Raw genomic sequence first — 24096 nt, forward strand, 5'->3', positions numbered from 1 at the left:
ATTTATTATGGCTCGCCGGCAGAGCTAAATTAGGGGTAAGGATTATGGGTTCTCAGCTGAAAGGGATTGCTAAAAGCCAGGTATGGACTGCGATTAAAGAGACGATCAATCTCAGTCAACTAAATGAGCGAATTAAGCAAAAAACCGCCCGTAAACGATTGCGAAATGATCGCTTTAGACTTGAGAACTTAGAGCCTCGATTGCTATTGTCTGCCGACCCTATTTTTACTGCGACTGCTGCTGCCGATTTGTCAGTTCGCTTTAACGATGCCGGAACTATTGTTGAAATCGTTGATAATACGATTGATCCTACCGCTGCAGGGAACCCTAATCCTGTCGTTGCCTCTTATGTGCTTGATGATATTAATTCTGTCACTATTCAAGGCCAAGATGGTTCAGCTGAATCATTAACCATTGCTGATGAAATATTAAATAATACAGATGGTTTAGTCGTTAACTTTTTCGGCGGTTATGGTGCCGATGACTCCATTATCGCGGGTGATGGCTCCACCAATTGGGAAATTGTTTCTAGTGGTAAGGGGAATGTCGGAAGTGTCTATTTTAGCGGTGTTGAGGAATTAGATGCTGCGGTTGGTGATACGCTTGATTATTCCGCTTATGACAGTGGTGTTACTGTTGATTTAAGTGCTGAGCAGGCTTCAGGTTTTTCTCAGGTTACAGGTTTTAGGCATGTAACTGGCTCCAATTATGATGATAGTTTGAGTGGTGATGCATCTACCAATACCTTGTCGGGTGGGCAAGGGAACGATACCGTCACTATTACTGCGGGCGGTGATACCCTGAGTGGTGGTGAAGGGGTGGATACGCTATTAGGTACATTGCAAGGCGCTTCGGTCTCCTCTTTTGATGATGTTTATGTGGCAAGTGCTGGTGCTGACCTGACTGTTCGTATCGATCCATCTGATGCGGGTAATATTCAGATTATAGATAATAGTATTACGCCAGATCCTGCCGCGAGTCCGGCGGTTACGGATGTGGTTGCTGAATTTGATTTGGCAAGAATAGATGGCCTGCTGATTAAAGGCGCAGATGGATCGGATGAAACGCTGGTTATTGATACAAGCATTTTAAATCATGCGTCAGGTTTGGTTGTTAGTTTTGTTGCTGGGGCAGGTCAGAATAAACTGAAAGCGGGGAATGGCTCTACTACGTGGTCAATGAAATCTAATGGATCAGGTCAAGTGGGTAATGTCGTTTTTGACGGCGTCGAAAATTTAGAAGCGTCTGCGGGTGATACGTTGGATTACTCTGCTTACGGGCGGGGAGTTGATGTTGATTTGCTTGCCGGCACGGCAACAGGTCTTACGAGCTTTTCTGGTTTTAGCAATGTTACGGGTTCCCAGTATGGTGATCAGCTAACGGGTGATGCGTCTCAAAATATCATTATTGCTGGTGACGGTGATGATGTTATTACAGCAACGGCTGGTACCGATTCTATCGATGGTGGGGCTGGCTTTGATTCGATAGATAGTAACCTTCAGGGGTCATTACTAACATCGGTCGAAACGATCCGCTTTACTGGGCTTGATAGTAGCTCAGGGTCGAGTATACCTTCATTCATTGTCGTTTCTAATGGTGGTATTGCGACAGTCTATTCTAGTCTTGAAAATGACCAGTTTGTTGTAGATTACGATAGTGGTAATACGCAAACACTGAAAATTACCAATGGCTTTAATGGTTACAGCCAAACGGTTGATTTGAATGCTGTTACATCGTTAGCGTTTCAGACCGGTGCTGGTAGCGATAGCATTACGTTTACGGCGCAAAATATAGCTTTAGCGTCTTTAAGTGTTGCTTTTCAGGATACGCTGACGGTCGATTCAAATATTACGACAACAGGTCATCTGCAGTTAAGTTCAGCTAAGTCTATTGTGATATCTGACGGCGTTACGTTAGACGTTGATGGTGATATCACTCTGCATGTCGAATCTGAAATCAGTGAAAGTTTGATATCGATATTGGAGGATGCTCTTAATCCTTTCACTGATGATGTCCAGGCTGATGCCTCTATTTTTATCGGGGCTGCCACCTTTAATGCGCGCAATATCAATGTGACAAGCTCGGCTAATAGCAGTAAATATATCGACTTTGAAATCGACAATGTGCTACTAGATGCCGCGGTAAATGGTTTTGCGCTCGCTACATTAGATATTGGTTCCACGCTTCCTCCTGCTTCGTATGACCCAGAAAATACCGGTATTGAATTTGCTGCGGGTGCTACCCATTCAGCGGTAAGTAGTGCCGATGGTCTTGTGGATTTTGAATTTGTAGAAGTTGCTGGCTCGGATGATGAAATACATATAACTACAGCGGGTGAAACTTGGAGCAACGTCATTGCGGGTGATTATATTCGTTTCAGCGAAAACTCGCTTAATGGTGGACCTTACAAAGTTAAGAGCGTTTCTGCTGACGGTAAGACTCTTTATATCGATAAGGAGCAAGGGTTAGCGGATCAGGTGGTAACTGCGGCTGAAGCTGTGCGCTTGGAAGGTGCAACAATTACGCGAAGCATCACGCAAAGTGATTGGGATAAAGATGGCTTTGAAGTCGGCCATATCATTAAAGTTGTCGGCGCAGATTCAGCAAATGATGGGGCTGAGTTTACCATTGTGGCTGTAACGGATGAGGTGATCACTCTTTTGCCGACCGATGCGGTTGCTGATGAAAGCACAACGGCTGATGATGTTGTTATTAAGCAAATGTATGCAACATATACGGAAGCTGCAATGCCGCTACTTGCACGTGGGCCTGATGGCGCTCTCATTGATATGTCTGCACAAGCAGCGAGTGTGGGTGGTGATCTTGTTTCGAGTGATCTAGAAGGCTTGCTGGCAGGTTCTATTGATAAAAGTGGTGTTCTTGATATTGCAATGCCGGTTGAATTCTTAAGCTCTAAAGCGACGAGTCAAATCGACATTGAGGGGGCTACGTTTAACGCGTCAGGTGATATCGACGTTAAATCTTCAGCGCTTTCTTATGCCGTTTTGAACAGCCCTGGCATGATTCTTGGTGCAGTTTTTGTCGATTCTGATTCTAAATCTTATATCAATGTGAAGGCAGATTCGGCCCTGAATGCAGATGGGGCGATTACCATTGAGTCCGATTCATTTAATACTATGAATGCTACATCGGCGGTTGGGAAGTTGGGGCTTGTTGGTAATGCTGTTGCTAATAAGTTTTTAAAAATCCCAGGGCCAAGCCTTGCTGTAGCGTATGGCGAAGCCGCATCTGAAAGTAAAATTGATCTCGCTGAAACCAGTAGTTTGGCCGCAGGTACGTTCGTTACTGTGGATTCTGGTGTGGAAAATAACTTTACTGTTAGTGCGGGCGCTGCTGCAGGTAAAGGGGGGGGGGCAGCTGGTCTCGCTATCAGTGACTATACATCCAATAGTATTTTAAATGTGGCAGGTAGTATCACCGGTAGTGATATTACCTTGAACTCTCAATCCGTGAATGCAGTTCATGATTTGGGGGTTGATGCGATTGCTAAAGGAATGACGGCTCTTCAGAAAAAGATATTGAAAGGGGTTATGAGCAAGCTGCCGACAATGCCTGATGCTGTTACTAAAGCGATGGGGCCAGCTAAGCTAGAAATAGGGGCAGGTGTTTTAATTGGGCACAGTAGCAATGACGCCTTATTAGACCTATCAGGTTCAGTTAATGCTACGGGTGACTTGTCGGTTACTGCGATGGCAGAAGATAACTACCGATTGATCTTGTTGGCGGGAGCCAAGTCAGGTGCGATGACAGCCATTAGTGGTGCTGTCGCCTATAATCAGTTTGTGAATAATGCTGATGTCATTTTGCGTACCGGGTCTCAAGTAAGAGCTCAGGGTTCTATCACTATTTTATCGGAAGCGCATATTCCTGATCAGGTCGATTTACTTGACGATATAGAAAAATTCAAAAGCTTCCAGATGCCGCCATCACCAGATGAAACGATCCGTACGAGTGACCCTGTGGCCTTTATTGATAGTGTGGACACTTACCAAATACAGGTAATGGAACAGCTTGATAACTTGACTGCGTTATTACCTTATTTGAATAAAACGGGTGGCGTGCCAGATAATATTTCTTCATCTTACGTGGCTGCGCAGGCTAAAGCCGATGGGGATAAGGGTAAGAGCATCTCTGCGAGCGTTAACATTATTGATGTGACAAATACCGCTGAAACGGTATTGGAAGATGGTGCATTGGTTGTTGCCGGAACGGATGTTTCCATTGGTAGTGATGCATTAATCGATACTATAAATATTACCGGTATTCCTGATATAAAATCGGCGGTTAAAGGTGCAAATAGTGGGAAGCTGGGTATCGGCGGTTCGGTGCAGTGGATCACTGTTGATAATGATGCGTTAACTGAGGTGGGAGGTAATGTTGTTGTTCAAGCCGGTGATGTTGCCGCATTAACGAGTACCGCATTACAGCGAATTTTACAGATAGGGCAATCGAGCGGTAAATCGTCTAAGGCAGGTCTTTCCGCCAATATTTTGTACAACGAATATGATGGTAGCGCGATTGTTAATATTGATGATAGCGCTACGGTTAATGCTGAAAGTATCAGTTTGGATGCTCAGCAAGACAGTACTGCGATTTTGGTGGGTATGGCCATCCAGCGTGGTGGTTCATTCGGTGCTGGCGCTAGTGTTGTTATCAATGATATTGCAACGATTACAAAGGCTCAAGTCGATGCGTCTGTGTCTGCGACTGAAGCAGCGTCGGTTTCGGGTTCGCCAACGATCACTGTAACACCAAGTGCGGGCGTTAATGCTACTGCGTCTCGTGGCGGTGATGGCAGTTGGTTAGATGACGGTTTTAAAGAGGGGCAGCTGGTTAAAATTACGCTCGCTGATGGCGCTGAAGAATTTCTGCGTATAGCGTCAGTAAGTGATGATTTACTGACTTTTGAAACTGATACGGTATTAGATACAACATTTACTGCTCAGAATTTCACTGCGGTTGGTTCGTTAAGTGCTGATAAGAACTACACAGAGGGGACTGCGCCAGACGATGTTGCTAAAAATAGCATTAATATTAGTGCTGTTAATGAGGTCGATTTGTATTCGATTTCTGCAGCGGTTGCTACTGCCAGTGGTGGTTCAAGTGGAGGTTCTGCTGATACTGGTGGTTCTGATGATGCTGCAACAGGCGGAGAATCAGCGCCAACGTCCGAGAGCGCAAGAAGTGGCTCAGGTATTAGTATCGCAGGAAACGTTGCGATTAATACCTTAAGTGATGAGGTTGTTGCGGCTGTAAATGATACGCGCTTGGAATCTGCAGAAGATGTAGACCTATCAGCTAAAAACGATACAAGCTCTGTTGCTATTGCAGGGGTATTGTCCAAGGCAAAAGGCGGTGCAGCCGTTGCAGGTGCATTTGCTCACAATGATTTAACACAGAACGTGCATGTCCTCGCTTCAAACTCAGTGATTCAAGCCAATGGTCTGACGCTTAATGCTGTCAGTGAAGGCCGTTTAATCAATGTCACCGCTGGTGGCTCGGTTACGACGGGAGAAGAGTCTAAAGTTGCCCTCTTCGGTGCTGTTAATATTAATGATATTAACAGTACGGTAGACGCCATTGTTACTGGCTCAACGTTGAATTTGACCGGTGCGTTGGTCATCAATACTGATGTCACTAATAGTATTTTTAGTTTTGCCGGCGGTATTGTCTTTGGTGGGAAAGTCGCGGTTGGTGCTGCGGTTGACGTACTGAATATTACAAATAATGCTGAAGCATCCTTGAAGGGCGGTAGTAAAGCGGATGTGGTTGGCAATGTCGATATTACAGCTGACACGCAGCAAAATATTATAGAAGGTACAGCAAGTCTTGCCGCCAGCACGAAAACAGGTGCAGCTTCTGGTGCGGTGACAATTTTTAACTCTACTTCCAATACCGATGCGCTTATTGAAAACGCAGATTTGACAACCTATGGGTTGGTCGGTGCAGGGGTTACAAAAGGCCATGTGACTTTAGGTGCCAAAGAGGTGATTGATCTTTTGGCGTTTGCTGGCGGTATTGCTGCGGTTAAGAGCACGAATGCTGCAGCTTCCTTTGGTGCAGCGTATTCGGCTAATACGATTACAAGCAATGTAAGATCTCGCATCACCGGCAGTACTGTAAAAGTGAATAAAGGCGGTCTATCTGTTGATGGTGAAACTAAGCTTGAAATGCATTCGCTGGCATTTAGTGGTGCGCTGTCTGCGAGTACTGGCAGTGGGATTGGCGGAGCGTTGTCTGGTTCAGTTATTAATAATACGATTGATAGCTTAATAAAAGCGGATATCCATGAGAGTGATGTCGAGACTGTTGGAACGCTATCTCTAACGGCTAAAGATACATCTGAAATTATTGCAGATGGCGGTGGATTTGCGATTGGTTTATCTAAAGGTGGGGCTTCAGGCACCGTTGGCGTCAGTGTCTCTCTCAACGATATTACCAGCAATATTAAAGCAGGTATCTCTAATTCACAGATTAAGAGTTTAGGTGATTTAGATATTAATGCGAAGTCGGAAGCTAAGGTTAAAGTCGTTGCGTTAAGTGGTTCGGTTGCACTAGGTGGTAAAACCGGTGCTTTAGCGATTGCTGCTACGGTTGCAGAGAATGATATTGATGGTTCTATTGAAGCATACTTGAAAGACGATCGTGCTTTGGCTATTCCAGAAACCGTCAAGGCTGCGAATGTAACGGTGAAAGCGGAAGATCACTCGGTCTTGAGGAATGATGCTTACGGTGTTGCTCTTGCAGGGACTGGAGGCAGCGTCAGTATCTCAATCGGCGCGACCGTTGCCTCGAATAGCATCGTTCGTGATACCAAGGCTTATGTCGATGGTATTTCGCTTAGCTTGGATCCGCAAGAGACAGATGTTGAAGCAAATTACGGTGATCTTGATGTTCGAACATATCAAGGGGCTGATCTAGGTTCGACTGCGGTAGCGGCGTCTTTATCTGCAACGTTTAGCAAAGATTCGGGACTTTCTATTGGTGGTGCGGGTGCCTTTGCATTCAACACTATTGATGGTGATTCAGAGGCTTATATCAAAGACAGCAGCGTTACGAAGCTGACCAATCTTGATGTCGATGTGACTAATAAAGCAACCTTAGATGCGGCTATTGTAGCGGCGTCACTCTCTGTTAGTACTGGTGGCGCGGGTGTGGCTATCGGCGCAGCGGTTGCGGAGAACAAGATTGGCGAGTCTGGTAACCTTCAACTTTCACGAGCATACATCAAAGATAGTTCTGTTCTTGATACTAAAGGTTATTTGAAAGTTAACTCATTATCCGAGCAGGAAATTGATGCGACGGTCGTAGCGGCAAGCGTAGCTGTTGCTGTCAAAAAGGATGGTGCTGGTATCGCTGGAGCAGGTTCTGGTGTATCGACAACAAACACTATTTATAGCGACACAACGGCTTATATTGATAATTCGAACGCTACCAATAAAAACGTTTCAGCTAACTCAATAACCATAACGGCTGATAATAAATCGGATATTACTGCTGATGCAGCTGCGGCTGCGCTCAGTGCTACCTTTAGTCAGGGCACGGGTGGATCTCTCACCATTGGTGTTTCACTCGCTGAAAATGAGATCGATAGTTCGGTTAATGCTTACGTCAAAGGTGTCGATAAATTAAAAACCACGTCAGGTGATGTCAAAGTTGAAGCATTGTCTCGCGGAGAGATCGAAGCGCTTTCGGTTGCGGCTTCTGTTGCGTTTACAGCCAGTGGTAGTGGCTTAGGTGTTGCACTGAGTGGTGCGGGTGCTGATGCAGAAAATACTATTTTAGGCGGTACCTCAGCATCTATTGAGAATAGTGCCGTAGAGTCGGCTGCTAATGTTGTGCTTAATGCGAAAAATGATACAGCGATTGAAGCTAAGATCTTAGCCTTTTCAGGGGCGGTAGGTGTTGGCTCTAATGCAGGTGCGGCGTCTGTTGGGGCGGCCATTGCAACCAACAAAATTGGTTCATCTTCCAACGCTTTTGATGTAACGAGCTACATTAAACAGAGTTCCGTTAAGGCAACAGGCGCTATTGATATTGATGCGCTGTCTGAGATGGATATTGATGCACTAACGGTTGCCGGTAGTGTAGCGGTAGCAGGAAGTAGCGGCATTAGCTTGTCAGGCTCAGGTTCAGGTGTTTCTACAACCAATACGATTGTTAGTAATACAGGGGCTTACATTGAAAATCTCCAGAACGACGGTTTAGTCGTAGAAGCGGCTTCGCTGGATATTAAAGCGGACAATAAATCAGATATTCATGCCGATGCTGCAGCCGCGAGTCTAAGTGCTGCGCTAGGTAGTAATGCTGTAACGCTGAGCATTGGTGTATCACTAGCGGAAAATGATATCACCAGTGATGTTAGTGCTTATGTGAAGAATGTTGATGATCTGGATATTGAGAACGGTGGAATCAATATCGAAGCCTTTTCTCGAGGCAAAATTGATGCACTGTCAGCAGCAGCTTCACTCGCGATTGCTGGCGGTACAGGCAGCTTAGGCGTTGGTTTAAGTGGCGCGGGTGCTCAAGCAGATAATAATATCGCTGGCGATACTTCTGCTTATATCGAAGGAAGTAAGGTTGAATCCGAAGGCAACGTTACGCTCAATGCTAAAAATATTACAAATGTTGAAGCTCAAATAATCGCTGTTTCAGGGGCTGTTGGTGCTGGTTCGAGCGTAGGGGGGGCCGCATCTATCGGTGTATCTATAGCAAATAACCGTATTGGAACGGCGAGTAAAGCCTTATCTGTAGCAAGCTTTATAAAGCAGAGTAAAGTTGATACAGAAGGCCTGCTAGATGTCGATGCTTATTCCAAAATGGACATCGATGCTTTGAATGTCGCAGGTAGTGTTGCAGTCGCCGTCGGTGGTACTGGAGGCGTATCGGCATCGGGTGCAGGTGTTGGTTTAACCAATGATATTTATAGTGATGTAACCGCTTATATCGATAATACTGGTACAACGTCTGAATTTATCGACGCGACTGCTATTAATATCGATGCGAAAAATGAATCCACAGTAGATGCAACGGCGGTTGCCGTTTCTGTTGCCGCAGCTGTTGGGGGAACGCTGGGCGGAGCAATCTCTATTGGTGGTTCGGTCGCGACCAATACAATCGATAGCAATACTGATGCATATATTAAAGGCCTAAAACAAGCTGAAGCAATTGATGGTGCTATCACTGTTAATGCATTGTCGGATATGACAATTAAGGCAACGGCTGCTGCGGCATCGGTTGCTGCTGGTTTTGGTGGCACCGCCGGTTTTGGGGTGAGTGCAGCCGGAACTGACGCAGTAAACACGATAACTGGTTCGACATCATCAAGTATCAGAGATAGTTCGTTTAATAGTGCGGGTACCTTGGTACTTGATGCCGAGAATAAATCTGATATTGATGCCGAAATTGTCTCTGCAAGTGTTGGTGCCGGTGCGAGTGGTACGGTTGGCGTCGGAGCATCAGTTGGTGTGTCTTTAGCTAAAAACGTTATTGGTACATCTGCGGATAGGCTTGTTGTTAAGTCATATATTGATAATAGTGAAATCGTTAGCATCGGTGCTTTGTCTGTATCGGCTGATGGCAATATGCAGATTGATTCTAATGTGACTGCTGTTAGTTTGGCGCTTGGTTTTGGTCAGGTTGGTGTTGCAGCGGGAGCCGCGGGCAGTGATAGCCGCAATGAAATTAATACGGATATAGCCGCTTATATTGATAGTAGTGACCCTCAGTCATTGGCGGATGCACTGGCTCGTGCTCAAGCAGAGGCCGATGAGGAAAAAGCGGCTATAGATGCTCACGCTGCAGCTGCAAAAGTTGATCTGGCGCAAGAATCAATTGATCTTAAAGCCGCAATTGATGCGGATACATCTACATCATCTCAATACAAAATTAATGCAAAGGCACAGATTGATGCTGACGAGCTATTCATTATTGATTTAATAGATAGCGATGTTGCTGAGGCTAAAGCCCAGTTAGATCTCTTTGTAAGTCAGGCAAAACCAGGGGTTACTGCAGAATCTATTGCTATTGCGGCAGTTGATAACTCTGTTATTAAAACAAAATCAATTGGCGCGGCAGCTGCTGTGTCTGCTGGTTGGGCTGGTGGTAGTGTCTCTATCGGTGTCGCTATTGCCAAAAATACGGTTAACAATCATGTTGCTGCCTATGTTAAAGGCAGTGAGCTTGTTGCTGAAACTGGTGATATTACTATTGCGGCCAAAGAGATCAGTGATATCAATGCGCACGCAATTGCCGCGTCTTTTTCAGCGTCTATCAGTATTGGTGTTAGTTTGGCAGGTTCCGGTGCGGAAGCAACTAACATCATAGAGTCGGTCGTCGAAGCGTATGCTGATAATGGTACGTTGTTCGCGCGTGAAGGTGATATTAACCTGCTTGCGATGAACGAAGCAGAGATTACGAGCTTAGTTGGTGCCGCAGCAGCATCGGCGGGCGCTGCTGCTGGCGCAATGGGTGCCAGTGTTGCGAGCAACCTCATCGGGGTGAATAGTGAAAACGACACTAGTTTGTTTGGTAACCGTACACTCGCTTTTGTAAAAGATTCGACAGTAACGACTCCTGAAGGCAATGTTAGTATTAATGCTCATGCAAATGAGTGGATTGATGCGGTCGCTTTTGCGGGTGCTGCAGCATTAGGTGCAGGCGGTGCAGCTGCCGTCGCCGGTGTTGATCTGGTCAATATTATTAGTTCAGATGTTCAGGCTTACGCTGACAACAGTAAAGTCACATCAGTTGGTAATGTTACTATTAAAGCGCTGTCCGAGAGTGATATTAAGAAAGCTGAAGCTTATGGTGCTGCTGCTGCGGTCTCCGCCTCAATAGGTCTTGCTGCCTCGGCTTCGAAAGTTACTAATAAAATTAATAACCGTGTTAAAGCGTATATTGATAATGGTAGTGCTGGGCGTGTTGTACTGCAGGGCTCTCTTCTGGTTAAAGCTCATGCAGACACGGATATTTCAGACGCTAAGGCCTATAACGCAGCATTAAGTTTAGCGCCAATTAGCGGCGCGATTACTGGTGTTGATATAAATAATACTGTAGCCAATGAAGTTGAGAGCTATATTAAAAATGGCGGGGTTCTAGTTGGCGCTGATGTTGATGTTATAGCATTAGAAGAGGCGACAATTGATTCTGAGGTAGCTGCCCTTGCGGTTGCGTTAGGCGGCGGTTTTGGGGCGGCACTCGTTGATAATACGATTAGTAGTAGTGTATCCGCTCTGACCGAGAATACGGTAATTAGTGCATCTAATATTAATATTGATGCGCAGGCTATTGATAAAGTAAATAAAACCAAAGTTATTGGTGTTGCCGCTGGTTTAGTGGGCGCTACGGGTAACAAGTCCACAGTATTAATGACAACCACGGTTAATGCTGAAAGTAATGCGTCTACATTAGAGGCAACTGGAACGGTTACAATTTATGCGCTAGGTAATAACTATGCGCGCGCGGATGCCGGAGGTGGTGCCGCGGGTGCTGTTGCTATCGGGGCGATGATTGCCGATATCACATTGGGGCGTAGTGGCGTTGTGGAAGTGGTTGCCCAGCTAGGTGATGACAGTGTTGTTTCTGCGGGGACATTGAATGTTAATGCTGAAGGTAAAGACGATCTTCTTTCAACCAGTATTGCTGCTGGTGGTGGTCTTGTTGCAGGCCTAGGTTCTCAGAGTGATGTAACTAGCCGACAGGCAGTAGAAGCTAATGTTGGTCGAGGAATTGATGTAAAAGTTGATGCGTTTGTTTTGGGTAGCCTACATGACCAGATTGTTGATGCGAGTGCTGATGCCTACGCGTTAGCTTTGGCTGCTGGAACAGGTGCTGGTTTGAAAATTGATATGGCCAGTACCGCTAATGTAAATGTTGGACTTGCAACAGCGGGCTCAGTTGCTAACGGTTCTATTGAAGCAAATACTATTACCATTACAGCACTTAACTCTGTTGAAAAAGTTAAGTTTGCTAACTCTAGTAACCTTCGTACAGGTTCAGCATCAGTAGCAGGGATTACAGCGCTTAACAGTATCACTACTTTTAATAATCAGGCGATTATTAATGTGGGTGGTGGTACACACTTGCTCGCATGGGGTAGCTACGAAGATCCTGGCGCTATAAGCATCGAAGCTGAGAATGAAATCGAGGCAATTGATAGTGCAAGGCTAGAAACGATTAGTTTAGTTGGGGGGATTAATTTTGCCCGTTCATCAATTGATGCGACGTCAACATCAACTGTAAACATTGATGATGCTGATATTACTAACGTGACTGGCGAACTTCATATTACGGCTAAGGCTGATTCAGAAAACCGTGCAAGTGCGAATGTGCTTGCAGCTGCCGGGCTTAGTACAGCAGCACGGGGTGAAGCGTATACGAATACCATCGTTAACAATGCTGTTAACTTGAGCAATACCAATATTAAGAGCTCTGATATTTATCTCTTCGCGGGTAAGAATGCATCAGGTGTTCTAGATATTTTAGAAAGTAGCTCGAATGTTGAGATGACAACAGTGTCGGCGGGTGCAAGTATCGCTTCCCCAGCACCTGATGCAAATATCATAGAAACGAATAATATACTCCTTGGTGATCAGGCGATCCTAAAGGCACTGCAAGATGTGACTATTGAAGCCCGGGAAGGTATTGGAGGTAATGATCGAGCGGTAGAGACAGGACTAACCTTGTCACTCTCTGGCGTACCTTATGGGTCAGATATAGACCGCGATGGCTCAGTTATTAATAACAATAGCTTGTTAATAGCTGATACTGCTGAGGCGAGTGCAGGCATCAATAATCAGACCTTCTTACAAGTACGGCCTATTGCTGAGATTCCGGCATCGCTTCAAGGGTATCTAAACGACCCCGATCACGTTTTGGATCTATCTACATTAGACCAAGCAACGAAAGAAGCTCTTTTTGGTATCTCGGATGAAAACGGGGTGATGCAAATCCCTAGTTTACCAGCAGACATCGAGTATCAATTGGTTGAAATTGATATCGACAATATCACCTTCCGTCTGACACAAGATGTCATTATCCAAGATGGTAGTAACTTCTACCGTTATACTCCTCAAGAAAGTACGGAAGCCAATTTGGCGACAGTCAATTTTGGTAATTCGAGTATGTGGGAGAAAATGGCATCGGGATTTGATCAGTCGCTTTATACCATTTATGACAAAAATGTCACTGCGAATTTAGCCGCAGCATTAAGTGGTGAATTCTATGTGATTAAACCGAAAGAACTTGAAACACCGAATCTGACTTACACCAATTTAAGTACGATTCTGTTTGATCAAAAGGCACAGGTTCAATCATGGATTGAAAGCCATAGTTCAAATCCTGAGGCGATTGCGCGTTACCAAGAACAATTGGCGCAGATTAACAGCAGTATTGATAAACTTGGCCTGTCTGATTATCTACATGTTGTTAATAATGGGCAGGTCATTAAATCAGGCACTGATTTTTATCAGAGTAAAGTTAATCAAGGTCAGATTATTCTTAAGGATGCTGATTTTAGTGATACCGCGTTGTGGCAAAGTGTTGGGGCAGCAGGTAGTTACTGGGATGTAAATGACACCGTAAATGCTGATGGTAAGGTTTACAATGAATCTTTAGATATGCTGATTGTGAACTTACCGAATATCTATGCATCTCCAGGGTCTGTGTATATTCAGATTGATGGTAAAGCCGCCGCGGTTCTTCAGAATTTGGATAATCTTGATAACTTGTCCGCAAAAGCTGGTGCTGGAATAGAGGTGGTTAGTTCAGTGCCATTTTCTCTAAGAGTCAATGACGTCATTATCAAAGATAACCAGCGAGTTGATATTGTCGGTGGTGCTCTTAAAACCTTTACGCCTGGTGCCGTTCAGCTTAACTATAAGAGTGTTGATGGTATTGCAATTCGTGACAATAGCGCGACAGATTATAGTACGAACAAAATTACTATCTTCCAAGACAACAAAAATGCGCCGGCATCATTAAATGGCTTTAAATTGCCTGATGGCCCGATGAACATGTACATCAGTGGCAGTGTCGTAAATGAAAATGGCGATGCGTATATCAATAACAAAGATGGTGCTATTGAGGTCTCTACTCAAATTCGTGCTGAAGCTATTCACCTCTTTGCGGCAGGGGACTTCACTCTTAACTCTGAATCTTGGTTCCATACGAATAAAGATCCTCGCCAGTATGTTAATTACGGGGGAGCGCGGAGCTTAGTTTGGAATTTAGACGGTAATGCCGCTACAGCTTTTGTCAGCTCAGGCACTGGTATTACTTGGACTGAAACGACCGTCCTGCCAGGAACAGCATGGTTCTTACCAAGTATCACAGTGGAAAGTGAGGTGACTGAAACTTTCGACCTTGACGGTGCTATTTTTGATGATGACTCGCAAATATTGTCAATGGGCACTATTAATATTAATGCTCAATACTTGAATGTGAACGGTCTTATTCAGAGTGGTGTGAATACCGTATTCTTAGAAATTTCAGAAGATTTCTATGCGTTTAATCAAAATATTGACCTTGCGAACAAACAAGGTCGGGCTATCTATGGTGTTAAATTCGCCGCGAATAGTGGTGATGTTCAAGTACCAGTTAATGGTTACTGGGATGCGTCACGTAAAGCAATTGTTATTGAAGACCTGATCCCCGCCGGTGGTGAAGTTAATATTACTGGTCAGATATTGAGTACAGGTAATGGCCGGATTATAGCGGCTAGTGGCTATGCAGCGGTTAATATTAACAATAAGAGTAGCTACCAGCTTATCATGAACGAGGTTGATACTAGTCAATACCGTGAAGGTAAAATCACGATTATTGATAGTTATAAACTGACTAAAAATGAGTATCTATTTAACGGAACTACGGTTTCTCATACTCAGTATGCAGGTACCTTTGTTCAAGCAAATGCTGCTACGGGAGAAGTTTCTCGGATCAACTATGTGCAACAAGGTGGAACTCAAACTAGCTCTAATCCTAATGCCTTCAAATACCAGATTGATGAGGGTACGCGCTATGTTTGGACCGAAGGGCAGGAAAAAACTAAGACCGAAATTCGTAAGTTTGAAAAAAATAGTTTTAACCTATTTGGTGATAATGCGTTTGCAGATTGGTTGGTAGCGGATAATAGCTATAAATGGCGCACTATTGAGTTCACAGATAAAAAACCTCTGCTTGAATCTGAGTCAGTTGTTCTTAACGGTACAACGGGTGCTTATGACTGGGTTTCAGCAACAGATGATTACTCAATTAAGTATGAAGAGAGGGGGGGGGATGCCAGTGTAAATGATGTTAAGTCTCGTACATGGACTACTGGTGGTGGCTGGTTACGTAAAAAGACAGTTCATACTAAGTTAACAATTATTGAAGGCCTGAAAGACTACTATACCCATTCCTTAAAGGCAGATTACGATATTGATATCGGTTTCTTAGATGGTAATTCAGTACCGAATATTAAGATCCATAGTGTTGGTAATATTACCTTAAGCGGTAAAATCGATATGCCAGATGTTGGTTTATTGGATATTAAATCCAGTGGCGGTTCGGTACTTATGTCTGATGGCGTTTATGCGTTAACGAAAGAAGCAACGATCTGGGCGAAACACGATATTCGAGTGATTTTAGAAGGCAATAGCGCTTCTCGTGGCCATACGCTTTATTCTGCATACGGTAACATTAGCCTTGGGGTTGTTGCCGATGATAACCCAGGTTTGAACCGAGACGGTTCTCCAGCAACAACTTCTAACGAACTTCATATTGATAGCATAGCCGCGGGTGGCAATGTCTTTATCAATGCTGCAGGTGGTGTGTTTAAAGCCACAGGTAATGCAGATGGTAACGTAGCATCAGTTTCTATCGAAGGTGATCGAATTGAATTGCTTGCTTTGGGTGGTGATATAGGGTCGTTACAGATTGATTCGGACCGTCATGGTGACGGTGGCGGTCTTTATGCGTTAGCACAAGGTAATATCACGTTAACGGAAAGTGCTGGCCATCTTAACTTGATAACCGAGTCAGGTAAGAGTTCTGAACTCTTTTCTGTGAAGTCGACAGAAGGGAATATTGAGCTGGCTGCGACTCATGGTTCTATCCTTGATGCCAATAATGAAGAAGTTAAAGCCTCTGCGTTAGATACCTCTACAGCACAGCAATTATATGCTGAATCTTTAATTACGCATGAGGCTCAAGATATTACTGAGCTTTACCACCAGTACTGGACAGTTATTCGTGCTGATGGAGAAGCATATAATAGTGATATTACGACCTACACTAATTACAATAATATATTCTCTCATCTGACCGGTAGTGAGTTAGCTGAGCAGCAAGATAAACTAAGACAGTTGAATGAAAGCCTTGATGCACTGTCTATATATGATATTAGCTATAACCAATTGACACAGTGGAAAGTAGAAGATCCTGCTATTTCTGATAAGTCAATCAACAGCATTTTCAAAACAAAAGTGTTGGCGAAGGTTGCGGAGAATAAACCGTTGTTCGACAGCATTTTGTCTCCAGGTTTAGTGGCTAAATTATATCCTGATACGCCAATCGTTGGCGGCGCGGGTTCGCCTTCGACAGAAAGTCCAAATGTGGTTACGCTTGCCGATAACGCAACGGTTAAGTTATTTGCTTATCAAGGAGGTATTGGCAAATTAGGCGATCGCGTAACGATCGATATGTCTAATGGCGTTAATAACCTGTCAGCTTCAGATAAAATTCTTATATCTCAGGCAACAGGTAATGATGTTGTTTCGACCACATATAGCTTCTACAAATATCTAGGTGATGACGGTAAAGTATCTCAGTTTGATGTTAATTATTCTGATCACTCAACGTGGGAATTGGCAACGGCTGATTATGTTGTTGAAAATCAAACGGTACCGGTTAATGTCGTAACGGGTGATGTTGTACAAATTCACTTAGATGGTATTCCTGCACTCTTTGAATACAGCGGTCCATCAGGTTTGATTGATTTGCGGTCTGTTGAATTTGAAGCTATAGGAACGCTGTGGACAAAAGTTGGCACCAAAACTATGGCGCCAGCACTTACGTTAGATCTAAATCAGAACGATTTGGTAATGCAGCTGCAAGATGTAACGATTCAGCTTTGGGATGATCTCGATCTTTCTGGCCCTGGAGCGGTAACTGTTCATGCGAAAGAGGGGATTACTTTAGCGCATGATGGAACGTTAAATATTGAACGTATCCAAAGTAATTCTTGGATTCGTTTACAAGCTGCAGGCGCAATAGTCGATACATTAAAGCATGCTACTGCCGCTGTTTCTGCTGCGGATGATCTAGTTATGATCTCACGTGGTAATCAATACGCGGCCGCTGCAGATGGTAGTACCAGTGCCTTGCGCTTCCAGCTGGCAAATGGGGCAGAGCTTAGTATTGATTCGGCGGGCGGCGCTGACCTTTGGCAAGTAGAAGGTAGCACGAATATAAATGGCACCTTATATCAGATTAATGATCTATTACTTGCTGACGTAACAGCTGTAGGTGACATATCAATCACAGCGGGTAAGGTCGAAAATCTTGCAGGTACGAGTAATGCTTCGGAGCGAGGTAGTGCAAGTATTGGCGTTAAGAAGGTTAATACGTCTGGTAATGTATACCTTGCCGCAGCGGGAAGTATCACCGATAGATATACGGATACGGCCGCAGCCATCGTTAATATAACGTCGCAAAATCTTTCATTGTTTGCGGGTAATGATGTTGGGGCTTTTGGAGCGTCATCACATAATTATTTAGATGTGAAATTATCTGGAGCGGTAACGGCTAAGGCCGGATCAAATCTCTTTATTAATGCTGTAGATAGTCATTTGCGTGTTGACTACATTGAATCAATTACGGGTGATGTTTACCTAAAAGCTGGAAACTCCATTCTTGATGCATTAGCGGGCAGTATTTCTGATAACGCCAATGATAAATCTGCGGATGGAACGATCGATATTAAAGCAGATGATATTGAGTTAATTGCACTAACTGGGGCGATAGGCCAGTTTGGTAACATGCTAGAGCTTGATACATCGGCAACGGGTACGTTAAGCAGTTATAGCTACCTAGACACTCGAATTGCAGAACGCAATGGTAGCCTGAGGCTGAAGCAGGTTGAGGCAAGAGCTGATAGTGATGTGTACCTTGTTGTTGATGATAGTTTGCTCAATGGTAACGTCGCGGGTCAGGCAAATATTATTGCCGACAGTGCGCGACTGCTGGTTGGTAGTAGTATTGGTGGGGCGCTTGCGCTGCAGACTCGAATTAACAACCTCGAAGCAAACGCAACTAGAGGAAGTGTGCTGCTTACAAATACCGGGCATTTAACTATTGGTGGTATTACTGAGTTGCAGGGCGTTGTTGCAGAGCAAGGCATTACTATTACTGCAATGAGTCCGATGACGGTTGATAAAGATATTGTTTCTCATACGGGAAGTGTGGTATTGCACACCAATGACGATGCGATTGATGGATCAAGTGTTACCGATGATGACCTGACTATTCAAAACAGTGCAACAGTGGAAGCAACGCTTGGCAGTGTCACCTTGAATGTAGGTGACGATTTACTACTTGATGTTGATGCTTCGCTGGTCGCAGGCCAAGATATTACAGTGAATGCTGACTGGTTGAGCGCTGATGCTGATGGGTCAAACGTTATTCTTCAGGGTAAAATCGATGCTCAAAGTATCTATGTTAATGGCGGTATACAAGACGATACTATCCTGTTCGATGTGCAACGTATTGATGGTGATACATTTGTTAATGGCGGGTTGGGCGAAGACTTAATCACAATTAATAAATTACATACACGTGATATTGATCCATCAACAGGAACCTATGAGAGGTTTGTGCTGGATGGTGGTGCTAATACCGACCGCTATGTTATTAATCGTACAGGTGCTGATGCAGGGTATATCATCGATGTCGAAGACAGCGGTTTACGTAATGATGGTGCTGATACGTTAACCATCAATGGTACTGCTCAAGATGATACCTTCCTTCTACGTGCTAAATTTGTTGCGGCCCTTCATGGAGAGTCAGTAACAACAGTTGAACGTATAAACTATAACGAAAATATCAATGCTCGTTTAACCATTAACGGTCATGCTGGTGCAGACCAGTTCTATAGTGATGATAACAGCAGTATTACAACGCTGGATGGTGGTGCTGGTGCAGATATCTTCCAAATTGGACAGCTCTACGGTGCTGATCGCCTAAGCCCATTTGTCGCTTTAGGTGATGAAATTGAAACAACTGAAACAACACTCGGCTTCCTGAGCGTAGGTAATAGTTTGCCTATGATTGTCTATGGTGGTGACGGAGAAGACCAGATCACGGTATATAGTAATAAGGCGTTAACTAAACTTTATGGTGAAAATGGCGATGACAGCTTTGTTGTCCGCGCATTCCTGAAGAAAGGAACGACGGAAACTGCGGGTGGTGGTGATACTGAGTTATTCGGTGGCGATGGTGCTGACGAGATTCAATACAGTATTAATGCACCGTTGAAGATTGATGGTGGTGCAGGTAACGATACTTTAATCGTTCTAGGTACCGAGGGCGATGATAGCTTTATGCTTACCGAAAATGGAATTTTTGGTGCCGGTCTAAATATTGGTTTTGAAGGCATTGAGTTTGCTGAAGTGGACGGTTTAGAGGGTGATGATACTTTCTATATTCTGAGCACAAGCGAAGATGTTGTAACAACCATTATTGGGGGTAAAGGAAGTGATACTTTCAATGTCGCTGGCGATGTAACTACGGATATCGTTTCGTACTCTGTTGAAGGACGTAGTGGTTTTATTAACCACAGTGCTTGGAGTAACGATCCGCGCTTTAATGGCATTTTTGTCGATGGAATAGGATTGAACGTTGCGGATGAGGATACTGGAAAAGTTCAGGTAGATACGGTTGATGGTAGCCTTATCGTCGATGAGAGTGGTTTACTTACTAATGACTTCTATGAAGTATCTCTTTCTGCTGCTAAGCCTTCTGTGGCAACCCTTGCTTATGTCACGGTATCGGCCGCACGAGCATCTCTTAGCGATAAAGAGTTAGCGACTATTGGTGGGGGGGATCCTGCTGACAGTATTTTGGTTTCTACTGATGGCGTGAACTTCTTTGAAGCGGTTGTCCTAACGTTTGACTCAGCTGCTGCGGACGGTTCTGTAGATGACTGGATGCGTAATCAGAAAATCTATGTTAAAGCCGTCGATGATAATGCAGCCGAAGGTGAGCGTACGGTTGTAATTAACCACAGTGTGTTGAGTGACAACCCTGATTTCAATTTGCTGGATATCAATAATGTAGAAGTCACCGTTTATGATAATGACAAAGCGGATCTTATTGTTACCCCATCCGACCTAAATACACGAGTGGTTGAGGGGAATACGATAGGTGATTCCTTCACTGTAGCTCTGACTCAGAAACCCGCTGATGGTGAAACGGTTACAGTTATACTTTCAGAGAAAATTAAATTACCAAGTACAACATCACCGAATCAAATTAGCTTTGATAAAACAGTACTAACCTTTGATGACAGCAATTGGAATACGGCTCAAACCGTTACTGTGACGGCAAACGAGGATTCTGATATTGAAAACTTGTTCCGTACGGGCGTTACATTTACGACGTCAACGACTGAATCAGGTTCGGCGTATAATGCTGTTGTTACCGATGACTTAAAAGTGCAGGTTATTGATAATGACAACGGTAACGTAATTGTTACGCCGACTGCAGGCTCAACAATCGTGAGTGATGGTGTAACTGATAGTTACAGCATCGTGTTGAGCGATAAGCCGACGAACCCGGAAGACCCAACGGCGCCGGATAATGAGCACACTGTGCAAATTAACCTGTTAACTGATGGTCAAACATTGGTGAGCAGCTTGGATCCTAGATTTAATGCAGTTGATGGGACGGTGACATTCAATGCAGCTAATTGGGATCAGCCGATTGATATTATCGTATCGGTGAACCCTGCGTTTGAAGTAGATTCCACTAAGCAGCCTGTTCAGAATCCTCCTTTACAGCCTCATACTCTTGATCTGATTCAAGGCAAGCTGATTATTGAAGGGTCTGTTCCTCCGGGTAAAGAACGTTCATTGACTGAAGCCGTGATGCTGCCGACTGAAACGGATGTGCCTTTACCAACGGTTGATATCGATACAGATGAATCAGAGCAAACAGATACTTTATATCTATTTAATGACGGTAGCCGACAAGCTGATACCGGTATTCTAACCAGCTCGACAGTAACGGGTTTAGGTATGGGTATTGATGGCATTCATTACAATGGTGTAGAGGTAATTGAAACGCTTCTTGGTGAGAAAGATGATCAGTTTACTGTTGAAAGCACACAAGACGGTGTGATCACTGTTGTTCATGGTGGAGGCGGTTCCGATACGTTAAGAGTAACGGGCGGTGGCGGTGCTGATGCGCCTTTAATTATATTGGGTGATTCAGTTCAAGATGGTTCAGCGTATACCGCAACATCTGATGAGAAAACAAGCAGAGGGCGTGAATTCACTAACCCAGGAAACGATGTAATTGATGCATCAGGGGCTACAGGTTCTGTCGTAATTTATGGTGGCCGTGGCAACGATGTCTTAACAGGTAGTAACTACGGTGATCATATTGCTGGTGGTTCAGGTCAGGATACAATTAATGGCTTAGGAGGGAATGACCATCTCTATGGTGATTCTGGATTTAATCTCGACTTGAGCAAACGTTTAAGTACATCAACCCAAATATTATTAGTAGTGAATACGGCTGATGCCGCTCATGATAATTTAGAAACATCTGATGACTTACTCGTAGGTATAGATAATATCGATGGCGGCGCTGGAAACGATGTCATCTTTGGTGACAAAGGCGTAATCAATCAAGTGATTGATACCAATAGAATCTTAACTACGGGTCAAATTGTTAACATTACGACAACAAACCGTAACGAGATCGCTGACGACCTGCTTAAAGGTGGTGCTGATGATGACATCATCATGGGGGGCCATGGACAAGATAGTATTGAAGGTGGAATGGGTCAGGATATTTTGATTGGTGATCATGCCATTGTTAATTATAACGATGGTGATACTGATATTCTGACGTTAGATTCAGTGATAACCGTTGAGCTTGTTCACGGGGACTCTGATACGATTAAAGGTAATGCTGGTGATGACCTTATTATGGGGGGCGTCGGGGCTGACCATCTATATGGTGGTAACGGTGATGGTGCTGCTATAACGGTTAGTGATAATGACATTATTTTTGGTGATCATGCCATTGCGCTATTAACGGATAATCGTTTTGTTCGCTTATTAACAAAAGATCAAACGGAAGGAAGCGCAGACCTTATTAAAGGCAATGAAGGCTCCGACCGTATCTTCGGTGGGGCTGGTGCCGACAATATAGAAGGCAATGCCGGCGGTGACTGGATCATGGGTGACTTCGGTGAAATGCAGCTATATGGTAATGGACATGTACGTACATTCTTTAGTGTTGATGAACCAGGTGATGTAACCGGTGCAGATATTATTGATGGTGGTGAAGGCAATAATAAGGTTATAGGTGGATTAGGCGAAGATCGTATTACTACCGGATCCGGTGATGATTATATTATTGGTGATAACGGTGTGTTTAATTATGGTAGCGACGAAGTTATTCTTGAAGCGTATACCGTAGAACATGAGCTTGGCGACGTTGATACAATAGAGTCAGGAGCCGGTAATGATGTTGTTCTTGGTGGTGCTGGTGGAGATATGATTAGTGTAAGTGCCGGTGATGATAGTGTTATCGGTGATAACGGGCATGTTACGTTTAGTTTAGGCTTACGTAATAGGCTAGAAAGTACTGATCTAGTTAATAGTACCGGTGGCGATGATCAAATCTCACTCGGTAGTGGTGCAGATGAAGCCATTGCTGGTGTAGGTAATGATCATATAACGAATGGATCTGGCGAAACGATTATTATCGGTGATGACGGATTTATTGAAAATGATGAAGAAGGGCGTTACCTGTTTGCTTCTACTGATGATTTCACGCTTGGTGGTAATGATCTGGTTGTAGGTGGGAGTGGACGCGATATTATCTTTGGTGGTTTCGGTAAAGATGATCTAGCTGGTGAAGATGGTGACGATATGATCATGGGGGATGCGGGTAGCATTAAACGCAACCCTAACACGATTGTATTTGATGCATTCGACCTGTTCCAAGGTGATGATGATATCTTACGTGGTGGTGCAGGCCTTGACCGTATGATTGGCGGTGAAGGTAATGACTTCTTCTACGGTACGTTTAAAGATGATGTCATGGTCGGTGAGTATGCACGTTATATCTTCAGCACTGATTTAGAGAATGAGAAAGCGACCTCTGTCATCTCTATTGCTCAAGGTACGGTCGACCTGTTGAGAGGGGACCAGAATGGTGTTTACCGTAATTTAGCGGAGAAAGTGTTTGCCGAGTCAAACTTGGGTGAAGTAGCGCGTAGTAGAATTGCAGTAGGGACTGCATTAACGGATGACGCGGTTTCGGCACTTGGGCGTTTAGCGGATATTCAGAACTTTAGTGGTTCTCAAGCAACGGGTGTGGATGTTGTGATTCAATTTGATCCTACTGCGGCGGGTGATGAGACTGAAGAGGTTCCAGGCGAAGAGCAAATAACAGAACCTACACAGGACGAAGAGAACGAAGAGATTACATGTGAAACTGCAGAGGATCAGCCTGAAGGGGAAGAAGCAGTTGAGTGTATTAATCCTGAGTTGCCTGTTGAGCCTGAGGTTGAAGGTGATGAGGAATCCTTACAAGGTAGTGAGGAAGAAACGCTAGATGCTGAAGATACGCAAGGCGCTACAGAGAAAGTAGAGCCTTTGGGTAATGAAATTAGTCTAGAAGCTGCTGTGGCCGGTTTTGCTGGATGGGCAGTGATGAGCGTGAATAAATCTAAAGCCAAAAAACATGTGATATCTAGTGAGTCTGACTTTAGGTCGCTTTCTAGCAAAGAATCTCGTTATGTTCGTTGGGAGGATATTCAGCACTAATTGCATTAGATATTCCCAAATGTAGGGGTTGCGT

The 24096-nt window shown here is 44.3% G+C and carries 1 protein-coding gene; it reads left to right on the forward strand.

The features are described 5' to 3' along the window. The first annotated feature begins 44 nt into the window (after positions 1 to 44). The gene (locus Q4486_RS10070; RefSeq protein WP_303519303.1) at positions 45 to 24062 is read left to right on the forward strand and encodes an LEPR-XLL domain-containing protein; all 24018 of its coding nucleotides are present in this window, start codon (positions 45 to 47) and stop codon (positions 24060 to 24062) included. The last annotated feature ends 34 nt before the right edge of the window (positions 24063 to 24096 follow it).

The sequence above is a fragment of the Neptuniibacter sp. 2_MG-2023 genome, assembly GCF_030547495.1.
Lineage (GTDB): Bacteria > Pseudomonadota > Gammaproteobacteria > Pseudomonadales > Balneatricaceae > Neptuniibacter.

Bases quoted from the DNA above. Each gene is read 5' to 3' on its own strand.
- Q4486_RS10070 (WP_303519303.1), top strand. From the start codon at position 45: ATGGGTTCTCAGCTGAAAGGGATTGCTAAAAGCCAGGTATGGACTGCG.